Here is a 23,665-nt window from a genome sequence, read left to right as displayed (position 1 = left end):
AAGGGTTCGATTGGCAGGGCGTGTTTCTCTCGACCTATGAGAAGCAGCTGGACGGCAAGCGCCGTCTCCTTATCCCCAACGACTTCCGCACGACCGAAAACGGCGCAGCCGGCGGTGTCTTCATCTTCCCCTCGATCGAAGCGGACTGCCTGGAAGCGGGCGGCGACCGCCTGTTCGCCGTCTATGCCGAGATGATCGAGGCCTTGCCGTTCGGCTCCGAAGAGCGTTCGGCGCTGGAGTGGCAGGTCATGGGCGAGCAGGTGCGCCTGGCCTATGATTCCGGCGGCCGCATCACCCTGCCCGAAGCGCTGTGCAACGAAGCCGGCCTGGACGACACTGTCGTCATCGTCGGCCTGAACGACCGTTTCCAGATCTGGTCGCGCGAGAAATGGGCGGCCCGCCGCGCTGAACAGCGCGCCCTGGCCAAGGCCGGCATGGCCCAGATCGGCGCCCTGAAGCTGGCGGCCCAGATGAAGCTGGCGGGGGGCGGATCGTGACCGACGCCTCCACCATTGCGCCCCACGCCCCCGTCCTGCTGGCCGAGGTGATCGAGGCCCTGGCGCCCGCGCCCGGCGACGTGGTGATCGACGCCACCTTCGGCGCCGGCGGCTACACCCGCGCCATCCTGAAGACCGGCGCCCAGGTCATCGGCCTGGATCGCGACCCGACGGTCCAGCCGCACGCCGACGCCGTCGCCAATGATTTCCCCGGCCAGTTCCAGCTGATCCGCACCCCCTTCTCGGGTCTGGCCCAAGCCTTCGCCGACAGCGGCAAGGCCAGGCTGGACGGCGCCGTCTTCGACATCGGCGTCTCGTCGATGCAGCTGGACCAGGCCGAGCGCGGCTTCTCCTTCATGCGTGACGGGCCGCTGGACATGCGGATGTCCGACGACGGGGCGACCGCCGCCGACATCGTCAACGGCTGGGATCACGGCCCCCTGGCCCATATCTTCAAACTGTATGGCGAAGAGCGTCAGTCGGGCCGCGTCGCCACCGCCATCCTGCGCCGCCGCGTCGAGCGACCCTTCGACCGCACCCTGGACCTGGCCGAGGTGGTCGAAAAGGCCCTGGGCGGCCGTCGCGGCGCGCCGATCCATCCGGCGACGCGGGTCTTCCAGGCCCTGCGCATCGCGGTGAACGACGAACTGGGCGAGCTGGAGCGCGGGCTGGAGGCGGCCGAGGCGGCCCTGGCCCCCGGCGGGCGTCTGGCCGTCGTCACCTTCCATTCGCTGGAAGACCGGATCGTCAAGGCCTTCATGACCGAGCGCACGGGCAACAGTCCTGCCGGCTCGCGTCACGCCCCCATGGCCGTCGATCCGCGCAAGCCCAGCTTCACGCTTCAGTTCAAGGGCGCGCGCGAGGCGGGCGACGAAGAGCGTTCGATCAATCCCCGCGCCCGTTCGGCCAAGCTGCGCGCCGCCGTTCGCACCGACGCCCCGGCCTGGGGCAAGATCGGTGGGGGAGCGGCGGCATGACCACGGCGCCCTTCTTCACCTATTCCCGCACCGCCCTTCAGCGCCTGTTCGACTGGAAGGTGCGCGGCGTGCGCTGGATCGAGATCATTGGCGTCGCCCTGGTCGCGATCATGATCGTGTCGGTCTATGCGGCCAAGGCGGCGGCGGCGCGCGAGAGCAGCCGCATCGCCCAGCTGGAGCAGGACATCCGCGAGAACGGGCAGCGGGTCCGCCTGCTGCGCGCCGAGGTCGCCCGCCTGGAACAGCCCGCGCGTCTGGAGGCCCTGTCGCGCCAGATCGGCATGGCGCCGGTGGACGTGCATCGTCAGGCCAAGGAAGCCCAGCTGACCGAGCTGAAGCCCGTGCCGGCCCCCGCCTCGACCGCAGCCGCGACCCCCGCCGTCGCCCCCGCTGCGACCCCCGCCATCGCGGAAGACGCCGCACCCGCGCCGGAGCCGGCGCAATGAGCGTTCAGGACCACCGCTATCACCGCCCCGCGCCGGGCGTCGATCTTCAGGGCCGCCTGTCGCCCTTCTGGCGCTGGCTGTCGGAACTGATTTGGCGTCTGGAGCACGGGTTCGAGCGCGCCCGCGCCGACGCCCGGCCGGAAGAGGACACCCGCGTCCGCATCTTCCTGATCCTGATCGTCTTTTCCTGCGTCTTCGGCGCCCTGGCCGTCGGCGCCTCGTACAAGGCCCTGTTCGCAGAGGCGAACGGGCGTGGATCGGGCGTCAATCCGAACGCCCTGGTGCGCGGCGACCTGACGGATCGCAACGGCGAACTGCTGGCCACCAACATCATCCACTACGGCCTCTATCTGGACCCGGCCCAGATCTGGGATCGCGACCTGGCCTATCGCCAGCTTCGCCGCGCCGTGCCACGCATTTCCAGCGAGCGTCTGAAGCGGGTTCTGGCCAGCGATCGTCGTCTGATCGCCCTGACCGGTCTGACGCCCCAGGAAAAGGCCGCCGTCCACGACCTGGCCCTGGGCGGGGTCACGTTCGAACCCGAAGACCGCCGCGCCTATCCGCTGGGAACCTCGGCCGTTCACCTGATCGGCGACGCCGACACGGGCGGGCGGGGCGTCTCGGGCGCCGAACTGGCCTTCAACGACGAGATCCGCGCGGCGGGCCAGCGGGGCGAAAGCTTCCCCCTGTCCATCGACCTGCGCGTCCAGGGCGTGCTGGAAAACGAACTGGCCGCCGCCGCCATCAAGGCCCAGGCCAAGGGCGCCGTCGGCATCGTCACCGACGTCCAGACCGGCGAGGTCCTGGGCATGGCCAGCTGGCCGACCTTCAACTCCGCCGACCGCAACGCCGCGCCCGATGGCGCGACGTTGAACCGCGCCGTCTCGGGCCACTACGAGATGGGTTCGGTGTTCAAGACCTTCACCGTCGCCGCCGGCCTCGACACTGGCCGCGCGGACATGAACACCCTGTTCGACGCCTCTCAGGCCTTCCAGATCGGCGACCGCAAGATCAAGGACTTCCACGCCCAGAACCGCGTGATGACCCTGGAGGAAGTCTATCTGCACTCCTCCAACATCGGCACCTCGCAACTGGCGGTGCAGATGGGGCCGGACACGATGCGGGACTATTTCCGCCGCCTGGGCCTGCTGGAAGCCTCGACCATCGAGCTGAAGGAATCGGCCAAGCCGGTCGTGCCGCGCCGCTGGGACAACTCGACCCTGGCGTCCCTGTCGTTCGGCTACGGCATCATGATCACCCCGGCCCAGATGGTTCAGGCCATGGGCGCCCTGACCAATGGCGGGCGGATGATCCCGCTGTCCCTGCGCAAGGGCGGCGCGCGCGGCGCCCAGCCCCAGCAGGTCGTGACCGAGGAAACCTCGCGCACCATCCTGGACCTGTTGCGTCGCAACGTCGTCAAGGGTTCGGGCGGGTTCGCCGACGCGCCGGGCCTGCGGGTCGGGGGCAAGACCGGTTCGGCCAACAAGCTGGTCAACGGTCGTTACGATCCCAGCCACGCTCTGGGCTCCTTCGCAGCGGTCTTCCCCGTCGATGGTCCGCTGAACGGCAAACGCTACGCCATCCTGATCGTGATGGACGAGCCGGGCGCCTATCCCAAGACCGGCGCCTATGTCGCCGCGCCCGCCGTTAAGAACATCGCCGACCGCATCGCCGGCTTCCTGGGCGTCGAACGCCGCGAGGATCGCTGGCGCACGGCCCTGGGCGAAAAAGTGCCGGAATATCAGGACGTGGCGGGGGACGGCCTGTGAGCGCCCTTCACCTGTCCGACCTGCTGCGACGCGACGTGTCCTCGGACCCCATCATCACCGGCGTGACCGCTGACAGCCGCAAGGTCGCTCCCGGCGCCCTGTTCGTCGCCCTGCCGGGCACGGCCGCCGACGGCCGCGCCTTCATCCCGCAAGCCTTGGCGCAAGGAGCCGCTGCGGTCCTGGCCCCGACCGATACGCCCGACGGCGCGGCGCCGGTCCTGGTCACCTCGGGCGACGTGCGCCGCGCCTACGCCATCGCCGCGCGCGGCTTCTACGGCGTCCAGCCCAAGACCTGCGTCGCCGTCACCGGCACCAACGGCAAGACCTCGGTCGCCACCTTCTGCCGCCAGATATGGGCCGGCGTCGGCCACAAGTCGGCCAGCATGGGCACCCTGGGCGTCATCGGCCAGAAGGGCGCCAAGACCTACGCCCTGACCGGCCCCGGCCTGACCAGCCCCGACGCCGCCGAGGCCGCGCGCCTGATGGCCGAACTGGCCGCCAAGGACGTGACCCATGTCGCGCTGGAGGCGTCGTCGCACGGCATCGACCAGCGCCGTCTGGACGGGGTGGCGCTGAAGGCGGCCGCCTTCACCAACCTGACCCAGGACCACCTCGATTATCACGGCACGATGGACGACTATCGCGCCGCCAAGATGCGCCTGTTCGAGGCCCTGCTGCCGCGCGGCCGCACCGCCGTTCTGAACGCCGATTCCGATGCCTATTCCGCCTTCGCTTCGGCCTCGATCATGGCGGGCCTGGGCGTGATGGGCGTGGGCGAGCGCGGGCGCGACCTGGCCCTGATCGGCCGTCGCGCGACGCCGGAGGGCCAGCGCCTGACCCTGGACGTGCGCGGCCAGGTGCATGAGATCCTGCTGCCGCTGGCCGGCGCCTTCCAGGCCTCGAACGCCCTGGTGGCGGCGGGTCTGTGCATCGCGGCCGGTGATCCCGCCGACGCCGTGATCGGCGCGCTGGAGGGCCTGACGGGCGCTCAGGGCCGCCTGCAACGCATCGGCGGCGCCGAGATCGGCCAAGAAGCCAGAGAGCGCGGCGAGGTCTATGTCGACTACGCCCACACCCCCGACGGGCTGGAGACGGTGCTGAACGCGCTTCGTCCCCACGCGACCGGCCGATTGATCGTCGTCTTCGGCGCCGGCGGCGACCGGGATCGCGGCAAGCGGCCCCTGATGGGCGCCATCGCCGGGCGGTTAGCCGACGTCGCCATCGTCACCGACGACAATCCGCGTTCGGAAGATCCCGCCGCCATCCGCGCCCAGGTCCGCGCCGGCTGCGCCGACGCCATCGAGATCGGCGATCGCCGCGCCGCCATCGAAGCCGCCGTCGAAATGATGCGTGACGGGGATGTGGTGGTCATCGCCGGAAAAGGGCATGAACAGGGTCAGATCGTCGCGGGCGTGACCCACCCCTTCGACGACGCCACCGTCGCGTCCGAGGCCCTGTCTCTTCATGCCTGAACCCACCGCCCGCCCGCTCTGGACGGCCGCCGAAGTCGCCGCCGCCACGGGCGGCGTGCTGCACGGCGACGACCGCCCGATCACGGGCGTGACCTACAACAGCCGCGAGATCGTCCCCGGCGACCTGTTTTTGGCGCTGAAGGGCGAACGCGACGGGCATCAGTTCGCCGCCAGCGCCTTCGCCGCCGGCGCCGCGACCGCCCTGGTCGAACATCCGGTCGAGGGCGGTTCCTATGTCGTCGTTCCCGACACGCTGCACGGCCTCGAAGCCCTGGGCGTCGCCGCCCGCGAGCGCGCGCCCCATGTGAAGCGCGGCGCCGTCACCGGCAGCGTCGGCAAGACCAGCGTCACCCAGGCCATCAAGGCCGGCCTGGACCTCGCCGGCTCCGCACATGGCTCGATAAAGAGCTATAACAACCACATCGGCGTGCCGCTGACCCTGGCCCGGATGCCGGTCGAGACCCGGCGCGCCGTCTTCGAGATCGGCATGAATGCGCCCGGCGAGATCGCGCCCCTGTCACGCTTCGTCGCCCCCCACGCCGCCTGCGTCACCACCGTCGGCCCGGTCCATATCGAAGCCTTCGCCGACGGCGAGGCCGGCGTCGCGCGCGAGAAGGCGTCAATCTTTCAGGGCCTGGTTCCCGGCGGCGCGGCCGTGGCGAACGGCGACGTGGCCTTCTCCGCCGTGCTGCGCGATGCGGCCCAGGCCGTTGGCGCACGTCTGCTGACCTTCGGCTCGGACGCCGGCCACGACGCCCGCCTGCTGGACTTCCGTGCGGACGCGGAGGGCGCCTCAGTCGCCGCCGAACTGTTCGGGCAGCAGATCGACTATCGCCTGGCCCAGTCCGGCGCCCACTGGGGCCTGAACAGCCTGTGCGTCCTGCTGATGCTCGACGCGCTGGACGTGTCGTTGGACACGGGTCTTGAGGCTCTGGCGGGGTTTCAGCCTCTGGCGGGACGCGGCCAGACCCGCACCGTCACCCTGGCCGACGGCGCCTTCACCCTGATCGACGAAAGCTACAACGCCAATCCGCTGTCCATGGCCGCCGGGTTCAAGACCCTGGGCGCCCGCAGCGTCTCGGGCCGCCGTGTCGTGGTGCTGACCGACATGCTGGAGCTGGGCGACCAGAGCCGCGACCTGCACGAAGGCCTCGCCGGCCCCATCGACGCCGCAGGCCTCGATCTGGTCCACGTCGCCGGTCCCGAGATGCGCTGGCTCTATGACGCCCTGCCGGTCTCGCGACGTGGCGTCTGGCGTGCGACGGCGGCGGAACTGGCGGCCGAGGCGGCCTTGCTGGTGGCGCCCGGCGACGTCGTCATGGTCAAGGGCTCGAACGGGTCCAAGGCGTCGCTGGTCGCAAGGGCGTTGACCGATCTGCAAGGCCGCGACACGCCGCCCGCGACGCGATAGGGAACCGAAATGTTCTATCTTCTGTACCTCTATTACGCCGACGTGGCGGACCAGTATCCGCTGCTGAACCTGGTCCAGTACCAGACCGTGCGCGTCGCCCTGGCCATGGCCACGGCCATGATCGTCGCCGTCGCCATGGGCAGCCGCTTCATCAACTGGATCCGCACCAAACAGGGCCGGGGCCAGCCGATCCGCGACGACGGCCCCGTATCTCACCTGTCCAAGGTCGGCACCCCCACCATGGGCGGCCTGATGATCCTGGCCGGCATCGGCGTGGCGGTCTTCCTCTGGGGCGACCTGACCAATCCCTACATCTGGATCGTCAGTTTCGTGACGGCGGCCTTCGGCGTGCTGGGCTTCATCGACGACTACGCCAAGGTGACCAAACAGACCTCGGCCGGCCTGACGTCGAAACAGAAGCTGCTGGCCCAGACGGTCGTCGCCGTCGTCGCCGGCGTCCTGACCGTGCTGTGGATGACGGTGTCGCCGACCTCGCCGGGGCTTGAGACCTCGATCGCGTTTCCGTTCTTCAAGGCCGTGCTGCTGAACATCGGCTGGTTCTATGTGGCGTTCGCCGCCTTCACCATCGTCGGCTTCTCCAATGCGGTGAACCTGACCGACGGGCTGGACGGCCTGGCCACCGTGCCGGTGATGATGGCGGCCGGCGCCTTCGGGGTGATCTCCTACCTCGCCGGCAACTTCGTCTTCGCCCAGTATCTTCAGGTTCACCATGTGCCCGGCGCGGGGGAGCTGGCCATCTTCTGCGCGGCCATGATCGGCGGGGGCGCGGGCTTCCTCTGGTACAACGCCCCCCCGGCCAAGATCTTCATGGGCGACACCGGCTCGCTGGCCCTGGGCGGCGCCCTGGGCGCCATCGCCGTCACCACCAAGCACGAGCTGGTGCTGGGCATCGTCGGCGGCCTGTTCGTCGCCGAGGCCGCCTCGGTCATGATCCAGGTCGGCTATTACAAGCTGACGAAGAAACGCATCTTCCTGATGGCGCCGGTCCACCACCATTTCGAGAAGATGGGCTGGCCGGAATCCACCGTCGTCATCCGCTTCTGGATCATCGCCGGCGCCCTGGCCTTGCTGGGCCTGTCCACGCTGAAGCTGCGCTGATCCGATGATCCCCGTTCCCGGTTTCGAGGGCAGGCGGGTCGCGGTCTTCGGCCTGGGACGGTCGGGGATCACGGCCGCGCGCGCGCTCCAGGCCGGGGGCGCGATCCCCATCCTGTGGGACGACGGCGTCTCGGGCCGGATGCAGGCCCAGGCCGAAGGCTTCGCGGTCGAAGACCTGACCACGGCCGACTGGTCGGGCTTCTCCGCCCTGGTCCTGTCGCCCGGCGCGCCCCTGACTCATCCCAAACCGCACTGGAGCGTGGACAAGGCGCGCGAGGCCGGCGTGCCCGTCATAGGCGACGTCGAACTGTTCGCCCGCGCCATCGCCGCCCTGCCGAAGGACCAGCGCCCCCGCGTCGTCGCCATCACCGGCACCAACGGCAAGTCCACCACCACCGCCCTGATCGGCTGGGTGCTGAAGTCGGCCGGTCTGACGGTCCATGTCGGCGGCAATATCGGCATCGGCGTCCTGGCCCTGCCGGCCCCGACGCCCGACGCCGTCTATGTGATCGAGGTCTCCAGCTATCAACTGGACCTGACCACCACCTTCGCCCCCGATGTCGCCATCCTGACCAACATCTCGCCCGACCACCTGGACCGCCACGGCGGCATGGAGGGCTATGTCGCGGCCAAGGCGCGGATCTTCGCGGCCCAGGGATCGGATGCGGTGGCTCTGGTCGGCGTGGATGAAAGCTGGGGGCAGGGGATTGCATCCCGACTGTCCCAGCGTGTGATCGCCATCTCCACAAATCCTTCTCCCCTCGGGGGAGAAGGTGGCTCGCGGAGCGAGACGGATGAGGGGGCTGCCAGACGCAGTCTCCCCTTCACCATCCAGAGGCGGACAGAACCCCCTCATCCGAGCCCTTCGGGCCCACCTTCTCCCCCGAGGGGAGAAGGATATATCGCGCAGCCCGGCGCGGTTCTGAAGAACGGCGAACCGATCGCAGACCTCACCGCCGCCCGCTCGCTGCCCGGCCGTCACAACGCTCAGAACGCCGCCTTCGCCTATGCCACCGCCCGCGCCCTGAGCGTCTCCCACGACGCCGCCGTCGCCGGCCTACTGTCCTTCCCTGGCCTGGCCCACCGCATGGAGGCCGTCGGCCGCCTCGGCCCCGTCCGCTTCATCAACGATTCCAAGGCCACCAACGCCGACGCCGCGCGTCAGGCCCTGTCCTCCTACCCCTCCGTCTTCTGGATCGCGGGCGGCGTGCCAAAGGCCGGCGGCATAGACGATCTGGCCGACCTCTTCCCGCGCGTGACCAGGGCCTATCTGATCGGAGAGGCGGCCGACGCCTTCGCCGCCACCCTGGCCGACACCCCTCACGTCATCGCCCGAACCCTGGCCGCCGCCGTGGCCGCCGCCGCATCCGATGCGGCCGCAGCAGGCGGCGACCAGATCGTCCTCCTGTCCCCCGCTTGCGCCAGCTTCGACCAGTATCCCGACTTCGAGGCGCGGGGCGAAGCCTTCCGCGCCGCCGTCCTGGCCCTCGGGGCCGTCCCGGAAACCGCGTCATGAGCGCCCCCTACACCCCCGCCTTCTCGCGCAACGACCAGAGCCACGTCGCCCAGTGGTTCTGGACCGTGGATCGCGGCTTGCTGGGCGCGGCGCTGGCGCTGATGGGCCTGGGCGTGGCGCTCAGCTTCGCCTCCAGTCCCGCCGCCATCCTCGCCGATGAATCGATCACCGACCCCTTCCACTATTCCTGGCGGATGATGGTCTTCTCGGGCGCGGGCCTGGGCCTGATGCTGACCAGCTCGCTGCTGTCCCCGCGCGGGGTGCGCCGCATCGCCGTCCTGGCCCTGTTCGGCGCCATCCTGGTGATGATGGCCCTGCCGTTCATCGGCGATACGGTGAAGGGGGCCGCCCGCTGGGTGAACTTCGGCCCCTTCAGCCTGCAGCCGTCCGAGTTCGCCAAGCCCGGCCTGATCGTCTTCGCCGCCTGGATGTTCGCCGAGGCGCAGAAGGGGCAGGGGGTGCCCGGCGTCACCATAGCGTTTGGTTTCTACGCCCTGACGGTCTCCCTTTTGCTGATCCAGCCCGACATCGGCCAGACGCTTCTGATCACCACCACCTTCATGGCCGTCTTCTTCATGGCGGGGGTGCCGTTCAAGTGGATGGCGGTCCTGGCCAGCGCGGGCATGGCGGGGCTGGTGTCTCTGTATTTCGTCTTCGGCCATATGCGCGACCGCCTCAGCCGCTTCTTCTCGCCCGAGACCACCGACACCCACCAGATCGACAGCGCGTCCGAGGCCATTCGCGCCGGCGGGCTGCTGGGCCGCGGCATCGGCGAGGGCGTGATGAAGCGCCGCGTGCCCGACCTGCATACCGACTTCATCTATTCCGTCGGCGCCGAGGAGTTCGGCCTGATCCTCAGCCTGATGATGATCGGCCTCTACGCCTTCATCGTCATCCGGGGCATGCGCCGGGCGATGAAGCTGACCGACCCGTTCGAACAGACGGCGGCGGCGGGCCTGTTCATGCTGATCGGGCTTCAGGCCTGCATCAATGTGGCGGTGAACCTGAATCTGATCCCGACCAAGGGCATGACCCTGCCCTTCATCAGCTACGGCGGCTCCTCCATGCTGGCCATGGGCCTGACCATGGGCTTCGCCCTCGCCCTGACCCGCCGCCGCCCCGGCGCCTACGAACCCGGCGCCAGCCTGCCGGGACGACGCCGGCGGTTGCTGTAGTTTGCTTTCGTCATCCTCCGGGCCGCGAAGCGGAACCGGGGGACCCAGCGGCGCCGAAGGCGATGCGTCCGCTGCACGATTTCGCAGATTGAGACGCGACAGGTTCGCGCTAACGCGCGCCGCTGGGTCCCCCGGTCTCGCTACGCTCGCCGGAGGATGACGAAAGGAGGGGGCGTGTGGCGTTCTTCAGAACAAACAGACGAACGATCTTAACCGCTTAGCACCGACCAGCCGCTTTCTCCTGCCCACACCCCAAAACCGTGCGATCCTGTCGCCGCCTCATCCTCGACCCCACCCGCCCGCCACGGATTTCAGACGAATTGCACTATTCAGACGGTGTTTTTCGCGCTCCCGCCGTCTGAATTTCAGACGAATTGCACTATTCAGACCCTCTTTTTCGGAGCCCGCCCCATGACCAAGCTCTGCGTCGTCGCCGCCGGCGGCACCGGCGGCCATATGTTCCCGGCCGAGGCCCTGGCGCGCGAGATGGCGGCGCGCGGCTGGCGCGTGGTGCTGGCGACCGATCATCGCGGCGAGCAATACGCCCACGCCTTTCCGGCCGAGGAACGGCTGGCGCTGGACGCCGCCACCGGCTCCGGGCCGGTGGGCCTGATCAAGGCGGGCGTCGCGATCTTCAAGGGCGTGGTCCAGGCGCGCACGGCCTTCGACCGTCTGGGCGCCGACGTGGTCGTGGGGTTTGGGGGGTATCCGTCGGCGCCGGCCCTGGTCGCCGCCGTCACGTCCCAGCGGCCGACCGTGATCCATGAACAGAACGCGGTCCTGGGCCGCACCAACCGCATCCTGGCCCCCTATGTCGGTCAGGTCGCCTCGTCCTTCCCGACGCTGGAGCGGGCGCCGGCCAAGGTTCAGGGCCGCTCGCACGTCGTCGGCTCGCCGGTGCGCGCCGAAATCCGCGCCCTGTTCGACCGCCCCTATGTCGTCCCCGCCGACGACGCACCCATCCATGTGTTGGTGACCGGCGGCAGCCAGGGCGCGCGCATCCTGTCCGAAACCACGCCTCACGCTTTGGCCGCATTGCCCGAGGCCCTTCGTCGTCGCCTGAAGGTGCAGCAGCAGTCGCGACCCGAGACGCTGGAGGTCGCGCAGCAGATCTATCTGGAGGCCGGGATCGAGGCCGAGGTCGCCCCCTTCTTCCGCGACATGGCCGAGCGGCTGTCCCGGGCGCATCTGGTGGTGGGCCGTTCCGGCGCCTCGACCTGCGCCGAACTGGCGGTCGCGGCCCTGCCGTCCGTCCTGATCCCGCTCAAGATCGCCACCGACGACCACCAGCGCCTGAACGCCAGGGCCCTGACCGACGCCGGCGCGGCCGAGGTCATTCTGGAAGACGACCTGACCGTCGAACGTCTCGCCGCTGTCCTGAACGCCGTCCTGTCAGACCCCGCCCGTCTGTCCGCCATGTCCGCCGCCGCCCGCTCCGTCGCCATCCCCGACGCCGCCCAGCGCCTGGCCGAATTGGTCGAGGCGACGGCGGGGCGGTGACATCTCGTCTCCTCCCCATGAAATGGGGAGGGGGACCGCGTAGCGGTGGAGGGGCTCTTGAAGCGCCACAGGCGCCTGCGATGCGGTGCAGAACCCCTCCGTCACGGCGCAAGATGCGCCGCGCCACCTCCCCATCGCTTCGCGATAGGGAGGAGACCTCAACCCTCTCGGACCTGATGCGTTAGGAAGCCCATGCCTCCCGAAATCATCGCCGTCACCCGCCAGATCCGAGACCTGTGGCATCGGTTCGACTGGCTGCCCGAATGGGCGGTCATCGGTCTGGTTCTTCTGGTGTTCGTCGGCGGCGGCTGGCTGACGCACAAGATCGCCTTCGCCATCCTGCGCCGCGTCGTGAAGAACAAGGACGTCTTCTGGCGCGGCATCGTCGAACGCGCCCGCACCAAGCTGCGCGTCCTGATCATCATCATCGGCGTCGGCATCGGCGTGACCGTCTCGCCCATGGACCCCGGCCCGTCCCAGGACATCCGCAACGTCCTGCAGTTCCTGTTCGTCCTGACCCTGGGCTGGCTGGCCTCGGGGGTGCTCGACATGTGGTCGGTGATGCACCTCAAGCGGTACAATGTCGCCGTCGAAGACAATCTGCTGGCCAGGAAACACCTGACCCAGACCCGTATCCTGCAGCGGGTGGCCAAGGTGGTGCTGTTCATCGTCACCGTCGGCCTGGCCCTGATGACCATCGCCGGCTTCCGCCAGTGGGGCGTCAGCCTGCTGGCTTCGGCTGGGGTGGTCGGCATCATCGCCGGTCTGGCGCTACAGCCGATCCTGACCAACATGGTCGCCGGCATCCAGATCGCCCTGACTCAGCCGATCCGCCTGGACGACGCCGTCATCGTCGAGAACGAGTGGGGCAATGTCGAGGAGATCACCGCGACCTATGTGGTGGTCAAGCTGTGGGACTGGCGCCGCATGGTCCTGCCCCTGTCCTACTTCATCTCTACGCCCTTCCAGAACTGGACGCGCGAGAACGCCCGCCTGATCGGCACGGCCTTCTTCTACGTCGATTACGAGGCCCCGATCGACCGGCTGCGCGAGGCGTTCGAGGGGATCGTGAAGTCGTCCAAACTGTGGGACGGCGACGTCCAGGTGATGCAGGTGACCGACATCACCGAACGGGTGCTCCAGGTCCGCTGCCTGGCCAGCGCGCGGTCCGCGCCGGTCGCCTTCGACCTGCGCTGCGAAATTCGTGAGAAGCTGATGGCCTTCATGCGGGACCAATGCCGCGAAGCCCTGCCGCGCGACCGCATCGAGTGGCCGCAGGGCGAGGAGAGGTCTGCATCTCTCCCTCCCCGTTCCGGGGAGGGTGGCTGAGCGGAGCGAAGCCGGGTGGGGAGGGCAGGGCGACGTCCCACTGACCTGTCTTGCATCACGCAGTTGCGTCCCTGCCGGGCCGCTCCCACCCCGTCGCTGCGCGACGACCCTCCCCGGAGCGGGGAGGGAGAGCTGTTGTCTCTAATCCGCCAGACCCGCCTGTCCTCGTCTGATCGCCTCGTCCAGCGACAGGGTCTTGGCAGTTCGCTCTTCCGCGCAGGCCACGGCCAGCAGTTCCGCCGCATCTCCGCCAGGCGCGGCGGCATAGGCCGGGGCCGGATCGGCCGTCGCCGGCCCCTCGGTCCCGTCCGCCCTCAACGAAGAGAAGTCCAGTCGGTCCGCCGTCTTCGCCCGGCAGTCGAAGGCCCACCGCGACCAGCCCCCGACATAGGTCACGTCCCCGACCTTGAACCCAGCTTCCGTGACCTGAAGCTCGCGCATATGGGCGATGTCGCCCTCCTGTTCGATGGAGGCGACGTCGGCATAGATGGCGAACCGGCCAACGCCGGTCTCGACCAGTTGGGGATCGATCAGGGCCAGTAGCAGGGCGATCATGCGACCAGGGTCTCCGCCTGATGCAGGTCCACGCTGACCAGCTGGCTCATGCCGCGTTCGGGCATGGTGACGCCGTACAGGCGGTCCATGCGGCTCATGGTCACCGGGTTGTGGGTGATGACGATGAAGCGGGTGTCGGTGCGGCTGCGCATCTCGTGCAGCATGCGGCAGAAGCGGTCCACATTGGCGTCGTCCAGCGGGGCGTCGACCTCGTCCAGCACGCAGACCGGGGCGGGGTTGGCCAGGAAGACGCCGAAGATCAGGGCCGCCGCCGTCAGGGCCTGCTCGCCGCCGCTCATCAGGCTCATGACCGACAGCCGCTTGCCGGGCGGGCAGGCGTAGATTTCAAGCCCGGCCTCCAGCGGATCGTCGCTCTCGACCAGCTTCAGTTCGGCCTGGCCACCGCCGAACAGGGCCTCGAACAGGCTCTTGAAGTTGGCGTTGATGACGTCGAAGGCGGCGACCAGCCGCTCGCGGCCTTCGGCGTTCAGCTCGTCGATGCCGTCGCGCAGCTTGGCGATCGCCTGGGTCAGGTCGATGCGCTCGGACTTCATGCTGTTCAGCCGGTCGCCGTATTCGGCCGCCTCATCCTCGGCGCGCAGGTTGACGGCGCCCAGAGCCTCGCGTTCCCGCTCCAGCCCGTACAGCAGGCTCTCGGCCCCGGCCGCGTCGGGCGGGCGGGCAATGGCGTGGTCGGTCAGTTTGCGGCCCAGCTCGTCGGGCGACATCTGGGCCGTCTCGCGCATGGTGGTCTCGGCCTCGGTCAGCTTCTCGGCGGCGGCCTCGGCGCGGGCGGACAGGCCGGCGCGGGCTTCGCGGGCCTGGGACGCGGCGGTCTCGGCGGCGCGCGACGCGCGATCGGCTTCGGTCGCCGCCGTCTCGGCCACGGCCATGGCGTCGGACGAGGCCTGTTTGCGCTGCTCGGCGGCGGTCAGGGTGTCCAACAGTCGACCGCGCTGTTCGGCGAAGCCCTGGGGCGCGACCTCGGCCTGTTTCAGCAGGGCGGCGGTCTTGTCCGCGTCCTTGCTCAGGGCGGCGACGCGGGCGGCGCTGTCTTTGGACCGCGTGACCCAGCCGTCGCGGGCGCGGGTCAGGCTGCCCAGCCGCTGTTCACGGCTCTGGCGGTCGCGAGCCTCGGCGTCGCGATCCGAGCGGGCGGTCTGGGCGGCGAGGCGGGCCGTGTCGGCGGCGGCGCGGGCGGCGGTCAGGTCGTCGCGCAGACCCGACAGGGTCTCGGACGGGGCGTCCGTCGTCTGAGCGGCGTCCAGCGCGGCCTGAGCCTCGGCCACCTCGGCCGCCAGCCGGGTCACCGTGTCGTCCAGGGCCTGGGCGCGGGCTTCGCGGCGGGCCTGCTCGCGGGCCAGTGTCTCGACGCGGTCGCGGGCGGCGGTCACGGCCTTGTCGGCGGCGAAGGGTTTGAGGCGGGCGGTCTTCACCGTCTCTTCGGCGGCGCGGAAGGCGTCGGTGGCCGCCTTCTGGGCGGCCTGGGCCTGATCCAGGGCGGGTCTGCCCTTGTCGATCTCGGCCTCCAGCTCGGCCAGGCGCGTGCGTTGCGCCAGGCGAACGGCGGCGGGGCGGGGCGCATCGGCGCGGCTGACGAACCCGTCCCAACGATAGAGATCGCCCTCGGTCGTGACCAGACGCGCGCCGGGAGGCAGGGCCTGGGCGAGGTCCGCCGCCTGCGCGTGGGACGCGACGCCGCACAGGGCGAGGCGGGCGCTCATTTGCTCGGGCGCCTGAACATGGTCGGACAGGGGCGTGACCCCGGCGGGCCAGGACGGGGAGGGCGCGTCTGCCCCGCCCCAATAGGCGGCGGCCTTGGCGTCCAGCGCGGCGTCCAGATCATCGCCGAGGGCGGCGGCCAGGGCGGCCTCATAGCCCTTGTCGGCACGGACCTTGTCCAAGGCGGGCGGATGGTCGCGCTTGCCGGTGACCAGCAGCTGGGCCAGGCCCCGTGCCTCGGTCTGCAACCGCCCCAGCCGGTCTTCGGCGGCGCGGGCGGCGGTGCGCGCCTCCTGTTCGGCGCGGGCCAGGTCGCCGCGTTTCGCCTCGGCCGCCTCGACGGCCTCGCTCGCGGCGGTCAGCTCGGCCTGGGCGGTCTCCAGCGCCGCGCGGGCCGTTTCCAGCTCCGGCGTCTCCAGCGGACCCAGGGCCTCGCGTTCGCGCTTCGCTTGGTCGTGCTGGCCGGTGACGCGGGCTAGCCGGGTCTCGGCGTCGCGCTTGCGCGCCGTCTCGGCGTTGGCGCGGGCCTCGACGGCGGCCAGGGTGCCGGCCAGGCGCTCGACCTCGCCGTCGGCGGCCTTGCGGGCGTCCTCGGCGGCGGCCAAGGCCTTGTCCAGTTCGGGGCCGCGTTCGGGGGCGGCGGCGATCTCGGCCTTCAGCCGGGTCAGTTCGTGGTCCAGCCGGTCCAGTTCGCGCTGGGCGTCGGCGGCCATGTTGGTTTCACGCTCGACGTCGGCGGCGATGCGGGCGGCCTCGGCCTTGAGCCGGTCCACCTCGGCGCGAGCGGCCTGTTCGGCCATGTCGAGCCGGTCGCGTTCCAGGCTGGCGCGGTGCAGCAGGGCCGACGCGACGGCGTCCTCCTCCCGCGCGGGCTTCAGGGCTTCCTGAGCGGCAAGGGCGGCGGTCTGGGCGGCGGCGGATGCGGTTGTGGTTTCGGCGACGGCACGGTCGGCGTCGCGCAGTTCCTCGGCGGCGGCTTCGGCGGCCAGTCTGGCGTCGTTCCAGCGGACGAACAGCAGGGCGGCTTGCAGGGCGCGGATTTCGGCGGAGATCTTCTTGTATTTCTCGGCCTGGCGGGCTTCGCGCTTGAGCCGGTTCAGCGCCGTCTCCAGCTCGCGGCCGATGTCGTCCAGCCGGTCCAGATTGGTCTCGGCCGCCTTGAGCCGCAGCTCGGCCTCGTGGCGGCGGGTGTGCAGGCCGGCGACGCCGCCCGCCTCTTCCAGGATGCGGCGGCGGTTCTGCGGCTTGGCGGCGATCAGTTCGCTGATCTGGCCCTGACGGACCAGGGCGGGGGAGTTTGCGCCGGTCGAGGCGTCGGCGAACAGCAGCTGAACGTCGCGGGCGCGCACCTCCTTGCCGTTGATGCGGTAGGTCGAGCCCTGGCCCCGGTCGATGCGGCGCGACACCTCCAGCATGGGACTGTCGGTAAAGGGCTGGGGGGCGCGGCGAGCAGCGTTGTCGATGGTCAGGCTGACTTCGGCATGGCTGCGCGGAGGGCGGCCCGCGGCGCCGGCGAAGATGACGTCGTCCATGCCCTGGCCGCGCATAGCCTTGGCCGAGTTGGCCCCCATGACCCAGCGCAGGCCCTCAAGGACGTTGGACTTGCCGCATCCGTTGGGGCCGACGACGCCGGTCAGGCCGGATTCGATATGCACCTCCGCCGGGTCGACGAACGACTTGAAGCCGACGAGCCGGAGGCGCTGGAACTGCATCGTCCTGGCGGACTACCGGAGCAATGGGTCGATGGCGGCCGACAGGGCGTCCAGCGAATGGTCGGCGACGGGCTTGCCGTTGACGAAGAAGGCGGGCGTGCCGGTGACGCCGGCTGCATCGGCGCCCGCGATCTGGGCGTCCAGTTCAGCGCGGATGGTCGGGCCTTCCAGGCAGGTCTCGATCTGTTCGCGCGTCTTGCCGCTGGCCTCAATCCCGGCCGCGAACCAGGGCTGAGGCCCCGTGGTGCGCAGATTGGCCTGGTCGCGCATGAAGACGCCCGCGACGTCGAAGTAACGTTCGGGCGCGGCGCACAGGGCCACCGCAGCGGCGGCGGCGGCGACATTGGCGGGTTGGGTCGGCAGGTTGCGATGCACCAGCCGGACCTTGCCGGTGTCGATGTATTTGGCCTTGAAGGCCGGCAGCACGGTGTTGTGGAAGTCCGCGCAGTGCGAGCAGGTGAAGGACGCGTATTCGATCACCGTCACCGGCGCATCCGCACGGCCCAGGACATGGTCCTGGGCCGTGACGGGCGGGGGTGCATCGGCGGCGAAGGCCGGCGCCGCCAGACCCGCGGCGGCCAGGGCGGCGAAGACCGCAAGCGAGAGGGCGGCGCGGCGGATCATCCTACTTGGCCAGTTCGGCGTCGATGGCGGTGGACAGGTCGGCCAGGCTGGCGCCTTCGCCGCCGGGGGTGATGACCTGGGTGTCGTTCACATAGAAGGCCGGGGTGCCGGTCACGCCCTGGGTGCGGGCGGCCTGGACGCGGGTTTCCATGGCGGCGACGGCGTCCTTGTCGGTCACGCAGTCGTTGAACTGTTGCTCGGACATGCCGGCCGCCTGAGCGGTGCGCAGCAGCCAGTCGCGCGGCGACGAGGTCAGCATCTCTTGCTGGGTGGCCATCAGCTGGTGGACGACGTCGAAGTACTTGTCCGGGCCGGCGCAGCGCGCGACCAGGAAGCCGGCGGTGGCGGCGTCGATCGGCGGGGTCGGCAGCTCGCGGAAGATGTAGCGGACCTTGTTGGTGTCGACGTATTTGGCCTTGAACGCCGGCCAGGTGTTCTTCTGCCACAGGGCGCAGTGGGGGCAGGTGACCGAGGCGTATTCGACCACGGTGACCTTGGCGCCTTCCGGCGCGCCCAGACCCATGTCGCCCTCTGCCGCGCCCTTGGCGCCGCCGCCGCCGCACGCGGCCAGGGCCATGGTCGCCAGGGCGGCGCCGGTGATGGCCGCACGACGGCTCATGCGGACGAAGCGGGATTCAGTATCGGCCATGGGACTTCCTTGATCGGATCGTTGGCGAATGGTGGCGCGATTCCCCCGGAACGGCGCAACCCAAGACTTGTCGAGAACAGGTGCGGCGAAGTTTTGTCAATCTTGACTGTTGGGACGTGACAGGGCGACGCGGCCCAGGCGGGCGAGCGCGGCGCGCAGATCGTCGGGGGCGGAGGCGATGGAGGCGGCGAGATCGGCCTCGGCCTGGGCGGGCAGGGGCGGGGGCTTGGCGCTGCGTTTGGGGCGCGAGGCGGCGTCTTTCAGTGGCGCGACCGGCCCCTGGGCGATGCGCAGCCGATCGACCGTTCCGGCGCCCAGGAACAGATTGACGCGGGCCAGGATGTCCTCCGACTGATGCTGGATCAGCAGGGCGGCGGCGCCGGCGACGCGCAGCTCCAGCACGCCAGGTTGGCCGCCCTTGCCCTTGGTCAGTTTCTGGGGGCGGGTGACGCGGGCCAGACGGTCGCCGACGATCTCGCGCCAGCGGGGCTCCAGCGCGCCGGCGCCCCGTCCGAACTGCTCGTCCAGCTTTTTGATCAGGGGCGTCAGCGCCTTGCCCGCGCGCGGCGCCGGCCGGGGGACCGGACGGGTGCGGCGGCGAGACAGGATCTCGCGGACCTCGGCGTCTGTGGGCAGCGTGCGGCGCATGGGTCTATATAGCGCTGTCCATGGCTTGCGTCTCTCCCGACATCGTCCTGATCCGATCCCGGCTGCTGGCCTGGTACGACGCCCATGCGCGCAGCCTGCCGTGGCGGGCGGCCGTGGGCGCGGCGCGGACCGAGCCCTACCGCGTCTGGCTGTCGGAGGTCATGCTGCAGCAGACGACCGTGCCGCATGCGACGCCCTATTTCCACGCCTTCACCACGCGCTGGCCCACGGTCTGCGACCTCGCGGCGGCCGAGGATGCGGAGGTGATGGGGGCCTGGGCGGGGCTGGGCTACTACGCCCGCGCTCGCAACCTGCTGGCCTGTGCGCGGGCGGTGGCGGGCGAGCATGGCGGGGTGTTCCCGGATACGGAGGCCGGCTTGCTGGCCCTGCCGGGGGTGGGCGCCTATACGGCCGCGGCGGTGGCCTCCATCGCCTTCGACCGGGCGGCCAATGTGGTGGACGGCAATGTCGAGCGGGTTATGGCGCGGCTGTTCGCGGTCGAGACGCCGGTCCCGGCCGCGCGGCCCGAACTGAGGCGGCTGGGGGGGCTGTTCGTTACCGACCAGCGGCCCGGAGACTGGGCGCAGGCGTTAATGGATATTGGGGCGACCGTGTGCCGACCCAAGTCGCCGTCGTGCGGGACCTGTCCCGTGGCGAGCGAATGCATGGGCCTGGCGAGCGGCGACCCGACCCGTTTTCCGCTGAAGGCCAAGAAGGCGGATCGGCCGCACCGGCGAGGTACAGCCTATGTGCTGGTCGACGATCAGGGTCGGGTGGCGGTCGAAACGCGGCCCGACAAGGGGCTGCTGGGCGGAATGCTGGGCCTGCCGACCAGCGACTGGACGACGGACGCGCCGTCAGGGGCGACGCCCATTGAGGCCGATTGGCGCGAGGCGGGGGCGGTCGAGCATGTCTTTACCCACTTCAGCCTGACCCTGACGGTGATGACGGCGCGCGGCGAGGCGGACGGCCCCTTGCGCTGGATGCCGGTCGAGGCGGCGCGGGCGGCCCTGCCCACCGTGTTCGCCAAGGCGCTGGATCGGGCGAGTGCGCCCGATCTTTTCTCCTAGGGCCTACCGCAGGGTGCGGATGGCGACCTTGCCCTCTTTGTGGTGGGGAATGACGACCGCGCGGCCGCCCGCGTGCTGGATGTTCAGATCGACGACGGAGCCGCCGACCTCCAGGCCAGTGATCCTCAGCCGGTCCAAGCCCGCGGGCAGGACGGGGTCGGCTAAATCGACCGTCTCGGTCCAGGCGTCGATGGACAGGCCCAGCGTGGCCTGCAGCATCAGGAAGACCGAACCCGCCGCCCAGGCCTGGGGAAGGCAGGCGACCGGATAGGCGATGGGCGGCTCGCCCGGTTCGCGCGGGAAGCCGCAGAACAGTTCGGGCAGGCGCAGGTGGAAATGGGCGGCGGCGGCGTAGATTTCGGCCAGGATGGCGGCGACGGCGTCGCGCTCGCCATAGTTGGCCATGCCGGCGGCGGCCATGGCGGTGTCATGGGGCCAGACCGAGCCGTTGTGATAGCTCATCGGGTTGAAGCGGGCCTGGCCCAGCTCCAGCGTGCGGATGCCCCAGCCGGTGCGGAATTCGGCCGAAAGCAGGCGTTTGGTGACGCGGCGAGCCCGCTCCAGCGACGGCAGGCCGGTGAACAGAAGATGGCCGGCGTTGGAGGCGATGGCGCGGCATTGTTCGCCGTCGCCGTCCAGAGCGACCGCATAGAAGCCCTCGTCCTCCATCCAGAACTTGTCCTCGACCAGGGCGCGGACCTGTTCGGCGCGCATACGCCATTCGGTCGCGCGGTCGTCGTGCAGACGTTCGCCCAGGTCCCCCAGGGCGCGCCAGGCGGCGAAGGCGTAGCCCTGAACTTCCAACAGGGCGATGGGCCCCTTGGGGAAGCGGCCGTCGGCGTGGAAGATGGAGTCTTCGGAATCTTTCCAGCCTTGGTTCGACAGGCCGGTGTCGGCGCCGCGCTGATAGTCGATCAGGCCGTCGTTGTTGCTGTCGCCATAGTCGCGCATCCAGTCGGCGGCGGCGATCAGATTGGGCCAGAGCGTGCGGATCAGGTCCAGATCGCCGGTGCGGTTGGCGTAGGCGCCGGCCAGGGCCACGAACAGGCAGGTGGTGTCGACCCCGCCGTAATAGAGGCCGAAGGGCACCTCGTGCAGGGCGCTCATCTCGCCGCCGCGCGTCTCGTGCATGATCTTGCCGGGTTGGCTGTCCTGGAACAGCGAGGTCTCGGTCGCCTGGCGCGACGCCAGATAGGTCAGGACGCCCTTGGCCAGGGACGGGTCCAGCCACAGCATCTGCCAGGCGGCGATGATGCCGTCGCGCCCGAACGGGGTCGAGAACCAGGGCGTGCCGGCATAGGGGTAGGGGCCGGTCGGCAGGTCGGTGGTCAGCAGGGCCATGTCGGCCCGTGACTGGTCCAGCCAATCGTTGAAACGCGGGCTGCGCGGGCCGCGCACCGAGGCGCTGCGCCGGCGCTTGGCGCGCATGGCGAGACGCGCCTGGACGGCGTTCAGACGCCAGCGCCCGGCGTCCGGCGTCTCGCAGGCATCGACGCCGCATTCGATGAACAGGTCCATCGAGCGCCCCTTGGGCAGGCTGAACATGAACTCGGCGCGCTGGTGCGTCAGGCGGGCGGGGGGCTCGGAGAAGGCGATGCAGCTGGAACGATCGACATCGTCCAGGCCGGTGTAGCGGAAGGTGACGCGGCGGCCGTCGGTGGTCGGGGTATGGATCGTGCCGCGCTTGGCCCGAGGCGTGCCGCGCACCTGGAAGATGTCTGCGAAGTCGGCGCCGAAATCGAAGGCCAGCGGCAGAAGAATGTCCTCCACACCGTGATTGACCATGCGGATGCGCTCGAACATCCGTCGGCCCCACAGGAAGCGACGACGCTCGATATGCAGCACCCCGGCCGGGGCGGAGCGCCCACCCATCGGGGGCAGGGGACGGTTGGTCGTGTGGCAGGAGAAGAAGACGTTGTCCTGGCTGACGCCGGAAGACAGCCGCGACGGCTTCTGCAGACCGACCGTCATGGCCCAGCGCGACAGGACGCGCGTGTCGTCGGCGAACAGGCCGTCGGCGCCGCCCTTCATGTCGCCCCAGCCATCCGCGACCAGGAAGGTGTCGCCGTCCTTGAGCGCCATCAACTGTTCGAGGCCGGAAGCCTCGACGGTTTCGCCGGCGGTCAGCTGGGTGGAATAGGCGTCGTCCATGCGGTCTCTTCCCCGTCGTTTGAGGCCTTGGCCGAACGTGTCGCACCCGAATGCGGCGCTCAGGGGCCGCTTGAGTGATCAAATGAAGCAGGCGGCGGAGGGTTCACCTCCGCCGCCTGTTTTTCTTGGATAATCGTCGGCTGCGACGCTTAGGCGATGGCGGCGAAGCTGCGATCTTCTTCGATGGGACGCAAGGGCGTAATCAGATTGCCCAGCGGCGCCTCGGCGAAGGGACGACGGGCCAGCAGATCACCGTAGACATCCAGGTAGCGGCGCGCCATGGCGGTGGCCGAGAACCGCAAGTCGAAACGGGCGCGGACAGTCTGGCGGTCCAGCAGATGGGCGCGGCCGGCGGCGGCGATCGCCTGTTCCATCGTATCGACCAGGAAGCCGGTCGCCCCATCCTCGATGATTTCGGGTGTCGAGCCGCAACGGAATGCGACGACCGGCGTGCCGCAGGCCATGGCCTCGATCATCACCAGACCGAAGGGCTCGGGCCAGTCGATGGGGAAGAGCAGGGCGTCGGCGCCGCCCAGGAAGGCGGACTTCTGATGGTCGCCGATCTCGCCGATGAACTCGATCAGGGGATTGCCCTCGACCATCGGACGGATGGTCTCTTCCCAATAGCGTTTGTCGGCGGCGTCCACCTTGGCGGCCATCTTCAGGCGTTTGCCCAGTCTGGTGGCGATCTCAATGGCGCGGTCGGGGCGTTTCTCGGGCGAGATCCGGCCCAGGAAGGCGAGGTAACCCTCTGACCTGGGCGAGAACAGATACTGTTCGCTCGGCATGCCGTGATGGACGGTCGCCTTCCAGTTGGCGAAATGCAGGGGCTTGCGCTGGTCGTCCGAGATCGAGACCAGGCCGAACTCGCTCCAGCGGGCATAGACGCCGGGCAGGTCCTTCATGTCCAGGCGGCCATGCAGGGTGGTGATCGTCTTGTCCGCCTGCTGCCTGAACAGAGGGAAATGGATCATGTCGGTGTGGAAGTGGATCACGTCGAACTCATCGGCGCGGTCCATCACCTCGCCCAGCATGGACAGGTGGGCGGCGAGGTCGGATTTGAGCGGGGCGGGATCCAGGCGGATGGCCTGATCGCGGACGGGCACTAGGCGCGCCTTGGTGTGGGCGTCGGCGCTGGCGAACAGGGTGACATCATGGCCCAGATCGACCAGGGCGTCGGTCAGGTGCGCAACGACGCGTTCAGTGCCGCCGTAAAGCTTCGGAGGAACGGCCTCGTAAAGCGGGGTGACCTGCGCGATCTTCATGATGTTGTGCTCCGACCCCGCACCGGCGGGGGCCGTGGACAACAATGGTCTCGCAACT

19 protein-coding genes are annotated in these 23,665 nt (G+C 69.7%); 12 read left to right on the top strand and 7 right to left on the bottom strand.

The window, feature by feature from the left end:
* The first annotated feature begins 20 nt into the window (after positions 1-20).
* The 11 genes from ACP69V_RS12500 to ACP69V_RS12450 all read left to right on the top strand — a co-directional run bounded on the left by ACP69V_RS12500 (position 21) and on the right by ACP69V_RS12450 (position 13,211).
* Entirely contained in the window at positions 21-497 is a 477-nt protein-coding gene (locus tag ACP69V_RS12500) for a division/cell wall cluster transcriptional repressor MraZ (protein ID WP_159849624.1), read from the top strand.
* A complete protein-coding gene (rsmH, locus tag ACP69V_RS12495; protein WP_426024175.1) occupies positions 494-1,474 on the top strand; it encodes a 16S rRNA (cytosine(1402)-N(4))-methyltransferase RsmH in 981 nt (326 codons plus the stop codon). Before ACP69V_RS12500 ends, rsmH begins: the two co-directional genes overlap by 4 nt.
* Positions 1,471-1,920, top strand: a complete 450-nt coding sequence (gene ftsL / locus ACP69V_RS12490) for a cell division protein FtsL (RefSeq protein ID WP_426024174.1) — start codon at positions 1,471-1,473, stop codon at positions 1,918-1,920. Before rsmH ends, ftsL begins: the two co-directional genes overlap by 4 nt.
* Complete coding sequence (locus tag ACP69V_RS12485) at positions 1,917-3,689, top strand: peptidoglycan D,D-transpeptidase FtsI family protein (protein ID WP_426024173.1); 1,773 nt, start codon at positions 1,917-1,919, stop codon at positions 3,687-3,689. Before ftsL ends, ACP69V_RS12485 begins: the two co-directional genes overlap by 4 nt.
* Entirely contained in the window at positions 3,686-5,161 is a 1,476-nt protein-coding gene (locus ACP69V_RS12480) for a UDP-N-acetylmuramoyl-L-alanyl-D-glutamate--2,6-diaminopimelate ligase (RefSeq protein ID WP_426024172.1), read from the top strand. Before ACP69V_RS12485 ends, ACP69V_RS12480 begins: the two co-directional genes overlap by 4 nt.
* Positions 5,154-6,572, top strand: coding sequence for a UDP-N-acetylmuramoyl-tripeptide--D-alanyl-D-alanine ligase (locus tag ACP69V_RS12475; protein ID WP_426024171.1), 1,419 nt, complete (start codon positions 5,154-5,156; stop codon positions 6,570-6,572). Before ACP69V_RS12480 ends, ACP69V_RS12475 begins: the two co-directional genes overlap by 8 nt.
* Before the next feature lie 9 nt (positions 6,573-6,581).
* Positions 6,582-7,691: a phospho-N-acetylmuramoyl-pentapeptide-transferase gene (mraY, locus tag ACP69V_RS12470; protein WP_426018111.1), complete on the top strand. Its 1,110-nt coding sequence runs from the start codon at positions 6,582-6,584 to the stop codon at positions 7,689-7,691.
* A gap of 4 nt (positions 7,692-7,695) precedes the next feature.
* Positions 7,696-9,207 (top strand): UDP-N-acetylmuramoyl-L-alanine--D-glutamate ligase, encoded by a 1,512-nt coding sequence (murD, locus tag ACP69V_RS12465; protein WP_426024170.1) that lies wholly within the window; start codon positions 7,696-7,698, stop codon positions 9,205-9,207.
* On the top strand, positions 9,204-10,382 hold the full coding sequence (locus tag ACP69V_RS12460) for an FtsW/RodA/SpoVE family cell cycle protein (protein ID WP_426024169.1): 1,179 nt from the start codon (positions 9,204-9,206) through the stop codon (positions 10,380-10,382). Before murD ends, ACP69V_RS12460 begins: the two co-directional genes overlap by 4 nt.
* Positions 10,383-10,793: 411 nt before the next feature.
* Positions 10,794-11,882: an undecaprenyldiphospho-muramoylpentapeptide beta-N-acetylglucosaminyltransferase gene (gene murG / locus ACP69V_RS12455; RefSeq protein WP_426024168.1), complete on the top strand. Its 1,089-nt coding sequence runs from the start codon at positions 10,794-10,796 to the stop codon at positions 11,880-11,882.
* Between the two features lie 192 nt (positions 11,883-12,074).
* Positions 12,075-13,211 carry a mechanosensitive ion channel family protein gene (locus tag ACP69V_RS12450; RefSeq protein ID WP_426024167.1) on the top strand — a complete coding sequence of 379 codons (1,137 nt, stop codon included), beginning with the start codon at positions 12,075-12,077 and terminating at the stop codon, positions 13,209-13,211.
* A gap of 141 nt (positions 13,212-13,352) precedes the next feature.
* Here the strand turns inward: ACP69V_RS12450 and ACP69V_RS12445 are convergent, their stop codons facing one another.
* From ACP69V_RS12445 to ACP69V_RS12425, 5 genes are all read right to left on the bottom strand, one after another.
* Positions 13,353-13,766, bottom strand: a complete 414-nt coding sequence (locus tag ACP69V_RS12445) for a surface-adhesin E family protein (protein ID WP_426024166.1) — start codon at positions 13,764-13,766, stop codon at positions 13,353-13,355.
* Positions 13,763-17,200 (bottom strand): chromosome segregation protein SMC, encoded by a 3,438-nt coding sequence (smc, locus tag ACP69V_RS12440; RefSeq protein ID WP_426024165.1) that lies wholly within the window; start codon positions 17,198-17,200, stop codon positions 13,763-13,765. Before smc ends, ACP69V_RS12445 begins: the two co-directional genes overlap by 4 nt.
* A 12-nt stretch (positions 17,201-17,212) precedes the next feature.
* On the bottom strand, positions 17,213-17,824 hold the full coding sequence (locus tag ACP69V_RS12435; RefSeq protein WP_426024164.1) for a thioredoxin domain-containing protein: 612 nt from the start codon (positions 17,822-17,824) through the stop codon (positions 17,213-17,215).
* 1 nt (position 17,825) lies between these two features.
* The gene (locus ACP69V_RS12430; protein ID WP_426024163.1) at positions 17,826-18,473 is read right to left on the bottom strand and encodes a DsbA family protein; all 648 of its coding nucleotides are present in this window, start codon (positions 18,471-18,473) and stop codon (positions 17,826-17,828) included.
* A 96-nt stretch (positions 18,474-18,569) separates the two neighbouring features.
* Positions 18,570-19,121, bottom strand: a complete 552-nt coding sequence (locus tag ACP69V_RS12425; protein WP_426024162.1) for a DUF721 domain-containing protein — start codon at positions 19,119-19,121, stop codon at positions 18,570-18,572.
* Between the two features lie 20 nt (positions 19,122-19,141).
* On the opposite strand from ACP69V_RS12425, the gene mutY reads away from it, so the two are divergent.
* Positions 19,142-20,191: an A/G-specific adenine glycosylase gene (gene mutY / locus ACP69V_RS12420; RefSeq protein WP_426024161.1), complete on the top strand. Its 1,050-nt coding sequence runs from the start codon at positions 19,142-19,144 to the stop codon at positions 20,189-20,191.
* A gap of 3 nt (positions 20,192-20,194) precedes the next feature.
* Here the strand turns inward: mutY and ACP69V_RS12415 are convergent, their stop codons facing one another.
* Positions 20,195-22,342 carry a glycogen debranching N-terminal domain-containing protein gene (locus ACP69V_RS12415; RefSeq protein ID WP_426024160.1) on the bottom strand — a complete coding sequence of 716 codons (2,148 nt, stop codon included), beginning with the start codon at positions 22,340-22,342 and terminating at the stop codon, positions 20,195-20,197.
* A 149-nt stretch (positions 22,343-22,491) separates the two neighbouring features.
* Positions 22,492-23,607: a glycosyltransferase family 4 protein gene (locus ACP69V_RS12410; protein ID WP_426024159.1), complete on the bottom strand. Its 1,116-nt coding sequence runs from the start codon at positions 23,605-23,607 to the stop codon at positions 22,492-22,494.
* Positions 23,608-23,665 lie beyond the last annotated feature (58 nt).

This window comes from Brevundimonas sp. PWP3-1b1 (assembly GCF_049896065.1).
GTDB lineage: Bacteria > Pseudomonadota > Alphaproteobacteria > Caulobacterales > Caulobacteraceae > Brevundimonas > Brevundimonas intermedia_B.
The sequence above is the reverse complement of the archived record's forward strand: the minus strand, read 5'-3'. Positions and strand labels throughout refer to the sequence as shown.